Source organism: Candidatus Cloacimonadota bacterium, assembly GCA_011372345.1.
Classification (GTDB): domain Bacteria; phylum Cloacimonadota; class Cloacimonadia; order Cloacimonadales; family TCS61; genus DRTC01.
Genome location: DRTC01000476.1, coordinates 1 through 5173, shown reverse-complemented (window position 1 = coordinate 5173; position 5173 = coordinate 1). Strand labels below are relative to the sequence as shown.

The following is a 5173-nucleotide window of genomic DNA, read 5'->3' as shown; positions in this document are numbered from 1 at the left end:
ATCTATGTTATTTCCCAATCAAAAGCAGGATGCAACATTGCTGGCGTGTCTGGTGAAAAGTACAGCTGAAGAGATTTTATCTTACACTAATCAGAAAAACGATCTTGAAAAAGAAAAAAATAATAAACAGAAAGAATTTGAAAATGTGCAATGGTCTCGTATTGTTGCTAAAAAGAAAAGTAAGAATTACAAAAAGGATATCGGGGAATTAGCTGCCAACATTTCTCAATTGGAAAAAGAAAAAGAACAAGCTCTGGAACTGAAAGAGAGACTGGAAAAGGAAGCTGTTGCTTTAAATGAATTGATCAGCAAACTGCAATCTGAGATAATTACCGAACATTACACTTATAAATTCTCGACACCAAAACTCATCTGGCCACTGAAAGGTAAGATCCTCAAAGATTTCGGTGTTAATAAAAGTGAATTGTATAATGTCAGCACTATGAATAATGGAATAGATATTTCAGCAAATGAAGGAACAAAAGTTCGGGCTGTCGAAGATGGAGTAGTTGCATTCTCGGAATGGCACGGTGGTTCCGGGAAATTGATCATCATCGATCATCAAAACGGTTTTTTCTCGCTTTATTCACATAACAGTACTTTGATGGTTTCGCAGGGGGATATCATTTCCAAAAACCAAACGATTGCTTTATCAGGGAAAACCGGTACTGCTGATGTCCCCTGTTTGCATTTCGAATTGAGAAAAAGAGGAAATCCGGTTGATCCGCTGGATTATCTGGAATGATTATGTTTAAAAAAAAGACTCAAAAAGCTACTTTTAAAAAAGATTCCGTTTTCCTTCATCACACCGGAAATATGTTCGGGATTGGTTGTTCCGTTTTTTCAGAAAAAGCGATCGAGAGAATAGATTCTCTTAAACAAAGAAAAGACAAAAAGGGTTACATCATTCTTTTTCCTGAAATCGAATGGTTGGAAAAATATCGAATTCAAATTTCTCCAAAAATAAAAAGACTGATGCAGCAGTATCTTCCCGGGAATTTAACTATCGTTTTAGATGATCCCGAAAATAATTTCCCTCTTGTTTCCGATCAAAAAAAAATTGCTATACGCATTCCTTCCTCAAAATTTTTACGAGATTTTATTAAAAAAATAAATGTTCCAATTATCAGTACGAGTGTCAATTTTTCAGGAGAAGAAGCGTTAAATGATCTCGAACAGATCAGAGCAGAAAAAGGAAAATGGTTTGATTTGGAAGTACTTTCCGGGAAAAAACGATATGATTATTCAAAACCTTCAACCATTATCAACTATCAGGAAAATAAGTTGATCTGTCTGCGGGAAGGAAGTATCAAGTTTGGACAAATCAAAAAATCATTTGAGTCTCCTTTGATCTTATTTGTTTGTACCGGAAACATTTGCCGCAGTCCTATGGCAGAATATTATTTGAAAAAACTGATCGCAGCAAAAAAAATGAAATATCGAGCTGCTTCAGCTGGATTTTTGAATTCGGATGTACGCATTTCTCCTCATTCTTTTGAAGTTCTGAAAAATGACGACATCGACGCTTCTCAACACATTTCAACACATATTACTAAAGAATTGATCTCAGATAGTTGGTTGATCCTGACCATGACTGAACAACATAAACGCTCTATTTTAGAATTTGTTCCCAATTCTTTCAACAAAGTCTTTACTCTATCCGAATATTGCGGGAAAAAATTCTGCCTGCTGAGTTGTGATATCGACGATCCGATTGGAATGGAAATATATTTTTACCGGGAAACATATAAAATGATCAAGGAGAGAATCGAGATTCTTGTGGAAAAGTTGGAAGATTATTCGTAAATCAACTTGCCAGGTGAAAGGTCATTTTATATGTGTGTATTTTATTGTGTTTTAGTAATTTAGGTATTTAAAGTTTATTTGCGGAGGTAAAGTGAAAATGCACTTTTTATTTGGCAGTTTATTTTGGGGAGCTATTCTCATACTTTTTGGACTATCAATGGTTTTGAAGGCTTTTTTCAAGATTGATATCCCGATTTTCCGGATCGTATTCGCGATCATCATTATTTACTGGGGGCTGAAGTTACTTTTTGGAGGTTTCGGATTCAGCCACCATGAAAACACAGTGATTTTCAATAATGCAAAAATTAAAGCGACCAAATCCCATTCGGAATATAATGTGATTTTTGGAAGGAGCGATATCGACCTTACCAATATCGATATTTCCGAAAAAAATGTTCGTTCCGAAGTTAATGTCATCTTTGGTTCCGGATTGATCTATCTCGATCCTTCCATTCCTACCGTCGTTAAGATCAGTACAGTTTTTGCAGAAAGCAAATTACCTGACCGGACAGTTAGTTTTTTTGGAGATTATGTTTACCGAAATGCTGCGTATGTCGAAGGTAAGAATTGTTTGATCATGGATGTCGATGTGGTTTTTGGAAATGTTCGATTCGAGGAAAAATGAGAACAGAATTATCGGAATTTATCGTAAAACTTTTAGGTAAAACAAAAAAACATGATCTGGTTGTGTCGGATGAAAAAGTCATCGCTTACGGTGTACAACTTAAATTCAGAAAAGAGAATGATGAAATTCCGATCAATATCTATTATTCCAAAAAAAAAGGAATTTCAACTGTTATTGGAGGTTCACCCAGAAATCCTTTGAAATCTCTTATACAACAGATTTTAAGTAAAGAAGTCGAAGCTTCCACCAAATCTCATAAATGGAATATCTGGGCAGGAACCGATGAATCCGGGAAAGGTGATTTTTTTGGACCATTAGTTGTTTGTGGATTTATAGCATCGGAAAATATTCTGCCAAAGTTAAAAGAACTGGGAGTAAAAGACTCAAAATTACTCAAAGATCAAGAGGCAGTTCGTATCGCAAAAACTATGCATAAAATATTTCCTGAAAATATCGAAACAATCGTTCTTAATCCGCTAAAATATAACGATCTTTATGAGAAATTCAAGCAACAAAATAAAAAGTTAAATGAACTTTTGGCCTGGATGCATGCTCGTGTGATTCTGAATCTGAAGGAAAAACATCATTTTGAAGGTGTCGTAATAGATAAATTTGCTTCCGATAAAGTTCTTCGCTCTTCTTTAAAAGATTTAAAGAAAATCAATTTGATCCAAAAGACCAAAGCGGAGGATGATTTAGCAGTTGCTGCTGCTTCCATTTTAGCTCGTTATCATTTCCTGCTGAAATTAGATGATTTTTCCAAAAAATATAAAATTGAATTTCCTAAAGGTGCATCACAAAAGGTTATACAAGCAGGAAAAGAATTTTCTCAAAAATTTGGAAAAGAAAGATTAAAGGAAGTTGCGAAAATTCATTTTAAAACTTATCAGGAAATTCCGTAAAATAATCTGCTGAATTGTTATATAACACATCAATCCTGATTGTGCAAAGTAACATAAACATCTTGTTTATGAAAATTATTGTCCCTCCAACTAATATTAGATTTTGATTTATTCGTTTTAAATTTATCTTTTGTATAAATTCGAAATTCTTTTTCGAAGTTTCTTTCAGAGTTTTTCTTTCATATAAGATTCGGAAAGATCAATAAAGGAAAAAACCATGATTCTTAAATACAAAGATATTCTTCCCAGAATTGGAGAAAAAACATGGATCGCTCAAAATGCCACCATGCTTGGAGATTGTGAAATTGGAAATGATTCTTCGGTCTGGTTTGGAGTTGTGATCAGAGGTGATGTGAATTTTATCAGGATCGGAGACCGAACCAATATCCAGGATTTGACCATGATCCATGTAACTCATGCCAAAAAAGATGGCTCTGATAAAGGTTTTCCCACAATTATTGGAAATGATGTCACGATCGGACATAAAGTTATGCTTCATGGTTGCAGGATTGGAAATGCTTGTCTGATTGGAATGCATGCAACCATTATCGATGGTGCTGAAATTGGTGATGAATCGATTGTTGCTGCCGGAGCTTTGGTCACTAAAAATAAAAAGTTCCCACCCAGAAGTTTGATCGTGGGAACTCCTGCAAAAGTCATCAGATCGTTGAATGAAGAAGAACTGAAATCCCTCTATTATTCAGCCGAACAATACAGGTCATATAAAAACGATTACATTTCTTACGGTTATTAAGATGAAAACATTAATTTTGGAAAAAATGCCGGATTTATTCTGGGAAAAAATCGTTAAAAAAAAATGGGATTCCTATTTTATTACGAATAAGAATTTCAATAAAGATAACATAGAAATATTGATCATCAGAACGCAAACAGTAGTTGATGATAAGTTTATGGAGAACTACAAAAACCTGAAATTGATTATCAGAGCAGGTTCCGGTTTTGACAATATTGATATTTTAGCAGCAAAAAAAAGAAATGTAGTTGTTTGCACAACTCCCGAAGCAAATGCTTTATCTGCTTATGAGCATACGATATCTTTTATTTTTGCTTTGATCAAGAATCATCAAAAAAGCAAGAAAAATATTTTAGCAAATAAATGGAAAAGCGGTTTATCTTTCAATTGGGAGATTTCTGATTTAAAAGTTCTTGTGGTTGGTGTTGGAAGAGTCGGAACTAAAGTTGCAAAAACTTTGAAATATTTAGGTGCGGAAGTTTGCGGTGTTGATCCCTACCTTTCTCAAATCCAATGGAAAGATAAATATATAAAGCAGGTTTCTTATATAGATGGATTAAAATGGTGTAACTTGTTAACTTATCATTGTCCATTAACTCGCGAAACTCGCAACTATTTTTCAGTTCATGCTTTGAAAAATATTACTGATCCAATATGGCTTGTAAATACCGCTCGTGGTCCGATTATTGAAGAAAAAGCAATTGAAAATGGATTAAATTTGGGAAAAATTTTAGGTTTTGCTGCTGATGTTTTTGAAAATGAACCATGGATTATTAAAAATTTCGGTAAAAACGACAATATTTTTTTAACTCCACATAATGGTTCTTATACAATAAAAGCAAAAAACAGATTAGCATCAGAAACTCTTAAAGTGTGGTCTGGATTTGTATTTGAGCGAAAAATATTTTCAGAAATTAATTACGATTTTTATTGAATTTATATTTTTTTCTCTAAAAATAAATCTTTTTAATTGACATAGAAATGGTATTTTAAATTTTGAGCAAACCTTTTTTATAGAGGTATGTATTTTAGTTCCTTAATAGCGATAAGATAGAAGTGTAAAGAGAGAGAGTTAGGAGATATATT

At 33.5% G+C, this 5173-nt stretch carries 6 protein-coding genes; all 6 read left to right on the top strand.

The window, feature by feature from the left end; all coding sequences use genetic code 11:
* Positions 1–745 (top strand): hypothetical protein (locus ENL20_09250; GenBank protein HHE38743.1); only part of this gene is annotated, 745 nt, incomplete at its 5' end.
* Complete coding sequence (locus ENL20_09245) at positions 742–1806, top strand: threonylcarbamoyl-AMP synthase (protein ID HHE38742.1); 1065 nt, start codon at positions 742–744, stop codon at positions 1804–1806. The genes ENL20_09250 and ENL20_09245, both read left to right, overlap by 4 nt.
* A 97-nt stretch (positions 1807–1903) precedes the next feature.
* Complete coding sequence (locus tag ENL20_09240; GenBank protein ID HHE38741.1) at positions 1904–2431, top strand: hypothetical protein; 528 nt, start codon at positions 1904–1906, stop codon at positions 2429–2431.
* Complete coding sequence (gene rnhC / locus ENL20_09235; protein ID HHE38740.1) at positions 2428–3333, top strand: ribonuclease HIII; 906 nt, start codon at positions 2428–2430, stop codon at positions 3331–3333. The genes ENL20_09240 and rnhC overlap by 4 nt, the downstream gene beginning before the upstream one ends.
* A gap of 217 nt (positions 3334–3550) precedes the next feature.
* Positions 3551–4087 carry a gamma carbonic anhydrase family protein gene (locus ENL20_09230; protein ID HHE38739.1) on the top strand — a complete coding sequence of 179 codons (537 nt, stop codon included), beginning with the start codon at positions 3551–3553 and terminating at the stop codon, positions 4085–4087.
* A 1-nt stretch (position 4088) separates the two neighbouring features.
* Positions 4089–5021: a hypothetical protein gene (locus ENL20_09225; protein HHE38738.1), complete on the top strand. Its 933-nt coding sequence runs from the start codon at positions 4089–4091 to the stop codon at positions 5019–5021.
* Positions 5022–5173: the final 152 nt, after the last annotated feature.

Coding starts and splice junctions, on each gene's coding strand:
- rnhC (HHE38740.1), top strand. CDS start 2,428: ATGAGAACAGAATTATCGGAATTTATCGTAAAACTTTTAGGTAAAACA.
- ENL20_09225 (HHE38738.1), top strand. CDS start 4,089: ATGAAAACATTAATTTTGGAAAAAATGCCGGATTTATTCTGGGAAAAA.
- ENL20_09230 (HHE38739.1), top strand. CDS start 3,551: ATGATTCTTAAATACAAAGATATTCTTCCCAGAATTGGAGAAAAAACA.
- ENL20_09240 (HHE38741.1), top strand. CDS start 1,904: ATGCACTTTTTATTTGGCAGTTTATTTTGGGGAGCTATTCTCATACTT.
- ENL20_09245 (HHE38742.1), top strand. CDS start 742: ATGATTATGTTTAAAAAAAAGACTCAAAAAGCTACTTTTAAAAAAGAT.